Origin of the sequence: uncultured Psychrobacillus sp., assembly GCF_938022135.1 — a bacterium.
Taxonomy (GTDB): Bacteria; Bacillota; Bacilli; order Bacillales_A; family Planococcaceae; genus Psychrobacillus.
The window spans coordinates 1-3481 of record NZ_CALIED010000059.1; the positions used below are offsets into that span (position 1 = coordinate 1).

General features: G+C 38.1%; 3 protein-coding genes. All 3 read right to left on the reverse strand.

All coding sequences use genetic code 11. The features are described 5' to 3' along the window. The coding region (locus Q0371_RS11850) for an MFS transporter (RefSeq protein WP_298471323.1) at positions 1-959 on the reverse strand (959 nt) is incomplete at its 3' end. Positions 960-1388: 429 nt separating this feature from the next. Then, on the reverse strand, positions 1389-3005 hold the full coding sequence (ggt, locus tag Q0371_RS11855) for a gamma-glutamyltransferase (RefSeq protein WP_298471326.1): 1617 nt from the start codon (positions 3003-3005) through the stop codon (positions 1389-1391). 245 nt (positions 3006-3250) lie between these two features. Then, positions 3251-3481 (reverse strand): Lrp/AsnC ligand binding domain-containing protein (locus tag Q0371_RS11860; protein ID WP_298471329.1); only part of this gene is annotated, 231 nt, incomplete at its 5' end.

Here is a 3481-nt window from a genome sequence, read left to right on the forward strand (position 1 = left end):
CCCAAAAATAAGGCAATAATTGCTCCAATTGTACTTTGGACAAATGTAGTAGAATAAAAACATACAGCTGCTAATATTAGAGATGGTCCAGCAACAAGCACACGGGATTGTCGAAGATTTTTTGTTTTTTTAAGTAACCGATCTGATATAAATGAGATAAGTATACCACCAAGAGCAGAACCAAGGCCTATGAACATTACTGCATAGCCCATCTGAGTTTGTGTTAAATGGACAATTTTAACAAGATAGGTCGGCATCCATATAAACGACCATGTAAGAATCCAGTAAGCCATGAAAAGAGCAAGGCAAGTAAAGATAAAAGTAGAAGATAGAAAAAGTGGATATATCTCTGACCATTTTACTTTCTCGGAAACTAAGGTAGATTCACTTTTCACTATATTTCTCTCATTTTCCCCTTTCAAAGTCATTAGCCACAGAACTGCCCAAACCATACTTAAAACTCCTAAAAAAACCAATACCATTCGCCAACCATAAATTCCAATCATGTAAATGAGAAGAGGAACCATAAATTTAGCAATCATGCTACCTGCATTCATAATGGAAATCGCAAGCCCTCGCTGTTCAGGAGCGAAATGTTTGCTTATATGGCTAATAGCAGTTGCATGAAACGGTCCTTCAATAGCACCTAGCAGGACACGACACAAAATTAGCATTGGTAATCCGTAAATTGTCAATGCTCCAAACTGCACTATTGTCAAACCAATAGCCATGAAAGCGAGCATTTTACCCGTTCCAATTCGATCTGACAATGCAGCTCCAACTATAGACATAATTGAAAAGAACCAAAAGAAGCTGCTTCCAACTATACCCCATTGACTATAGTTAAGATCCAAATCTTCCATAATAGGAATAGCTGCGTACCCTATAATCGCCTTATCGGTAAAGTTAATCAAGTAAAGAACGGACAAAAAAGCTAGAACAATCCATTTTAATTTCATAACAGAAAACACATCCTTTTTTGATAATAAAATGATATAGGTTCAATACATGAATCAACTTAGAAAAGGAAGCACAAAAGATTTTATTAATTTAAATTAAGATCAATAGGGCTGGATTCTTTATCGCAAACCAAAAAATGAAAGCGCTTTAATTTTTAAAAATTATGAATATAAAGTGTATTACTCATCTGTGAATTTAGTAGTAGGGTTTAAGAACATGCCCTACTTGTGTAATCTGAAGAGCCTCTAAATAGAGACTCTACTGAGTGCACTACAAATTGATAGTACCGTATATGAGTGAAGCAAATACTACTAATCCAGGGTGACTCTCACTTTTTCACATTATAACTGACTGCCTATTCCTATTTGAAAGTAAGATTCATAGAATGATTGAAATGCCATCACTCCAAGAAGCACCTTTACTGTGGATTACCAACTGGCAATTGCCCCATCTGTCCTTGATTCTGTGCCACCAATTAGTACACCTGTTTCAGGATTTCGCCATATAATTTGACCTCGTCCAAACGAACCTGAGTCTACCGCCACTTTAATATCATGTCCTTTTCGTACTAATTCTTCTGCAATGTGGGATGGGAATGTTTTTTCTATTTCTACTGTTTTTTCGTTCTTCCACTGCCATCTTGGTGCATCTAAAGCCGCTTGAGGATGTAAGTGAAAATCTATTGTATTCATAATAACTTGAACATGCCCTTGCGGCTGCATATATCCTCCCATTACACCGAATGGTCCAACAGGTTGATTATCCTTCGTTAAAAATCCTGGAATAATCGTATGGTACGTTTTCTTACCGCCCTTAAGGCAATTATAATGAGTAGGATCAAGGCTGAAATCATGTCCTCGGTTTTGTAAGGCAATTCCTGTTCCTGGTACTACAACCGCAGAACCGAAGCCCATGTAATTACTTTGGATAAACGATACCATGTTGCCCTCTCCGTCTGCTGTTGCAAGGTACACCGTTCCTCCGCGTGGCGGTACACCTGGAGCTGGCATGCATGCTTCATTTCCAATCTGTGCTTGACGCTGCTGGCCATACGAAGTACTTAATAGCTCTTCTGCAGTTACACCCATATGCTTAGGGTCTGTTATGTATTGCTTGCCGCAAGTATAAGCAAGTTTCATTGCTTCGATTTGTTTGTGGTATGTGTTTGTTTCTTCTTTTGCTGTAAAATTAAATCCTTTTAGTATGTTTAGTGCCATAAGAGCTACGATACCTTGTCCGTTTGGTGGGATTTCCCAAACATCATAGCCGCGATAGTTTACCTTAATGGGATCAACCCACTCTGGTTTAAAGTTTCCTAAATCATCTTTTGTTAAATAGCCCCCATAAGTCGCAGAAGCTGCTGCAATTTTTTCTGCAAGTGCCCCTTTGTAAAAGCTTTCTCCGTTTGTTCTTGCGATTTCTTCTAGTGTGTCAGCGTGGTCAAGAGACGACCATATTTCTCCGACTTCAGGTGCTCGTTCCTTAGGAGCAAAGGTCTCAAACCAAGCTTCGAACTCTGCTCCTGTACATTCCTGTTTATATTGTTCAAATGCCTTTTTCCAAAAGCGACCTAGAGTAGGTGAAATAGGAAAGCCGTTTGCGGCATATTCAATTGCTGGCTTCATAACTTCTAGTAGCGGTAATCTGCCAAAACGTTTTGATAATTCTACCCAAGCTGCCGGAGCACCTGGTACAGTTACCGGCAGCCAGCCGTACTTTGGCATACTTTCGTGTCCATTTTCTTTTACCTTCTCGATAGAGATATTCATAGGTGCTGGACCGCTTGCATTTAGTCCGTGTAATTGTCCTTTAGTCCAAACAAGCGCAAAAGCGTCCCCCCCAATTCCGTTTGAGGTAGGCTCTACTACTGTCAAACAAGCAGCTGTTGCAATGGCTGCATCAATCGCATTTCCGCCTTTTTTCAAAATATCTAACCCTGCTTGTGCAGCTAAAGGCTGAGACGTAGCGACCATTCCATTCTTGGCATATACTACATTTCGTTGTGATGTATAAGGTGAATAATGTGGATCTAACTGTAAAGCCATTATAATACCCCTCCCTTTAAACGTAATACGCACTCATTTTTAAGTGGTATAATTACAAAACGAACGAAAAAAATGTTATTTTCTAACGTTTGTTAATTAAAATTCAATTATTAATTAACAATTGCACGATTTCAAAATAACTATATACTATTTTCCGGAAAAACAAAACATATTTTTACAAAAGTTTTTAATTTTCAATAAAATTACTCAAAAAAAATAAACTCCCCAATTATAAGAGGAGTTTATTATAGTTTTAATCCTGATCTACTTTTGAAACGGCGTAGTAAAATATGACTTTCGACTCGAGAAATACCTTCTATCCCGTATAGTTCATTATTGATAAAGAATTCCAAGGAAGAAAAGTCCTCAACTAAAACGTGCATATGTAAAGTACTAGGTCCTGTCATTTGGTAACAGCTTGCAACACTTGGATTTTTAGCTAGTTTTTCTGCAACTTTCACTAAGTCTGCAGGTTC